This is a genomic window from uncultured Brachybacterium sp., from assembly GCF_947500705.1.
Taxonomy (GTDB): domain Bacteria; phylum Actinomycetota; class Actinomycetes; order Actinomycetales; family Dermabacteraceae; genus Brachybacterium.
On sequence record NZ_CANMSY010000035.1, the window covers coordinates 1 to 261 of the forward strand.

1 pseudogene is annotated in these 261 nt (G+C 62.5%); it reads right to left on the minus strand.

Annotation, left to right across the window (positions count from 1 at the left end):
* Positions 1-261 (minus strand): annotated as a pseudogene (locus Q0937_RS17950) (hypothetical protein); the annotation flags it as partial.

Here is a 261-nt window from a genome sequence, read left to right on the forward strand (position 1 = left end):
GGATGGCATCAAGCCCTCAACGCTTTCGCCGTCCAGTTCCCCAACAGACTCCCTCTCTGACCATCCGGCAGAGAGGCTGATCGACCGGTCCCTTACACAGAAAACTTGACACCTCCCATGGACCGGCGGACCGGGGCGCTTTCCGTTCTTGCCGCGCTTCTTACCGAACACCGACCACCACTGATTGTCCCGGCAGATCCTCCACGCCGTCCGCTCACACATCACCTCACCGGCCTCGGCGGCTTCGCTGACGAGGAACCG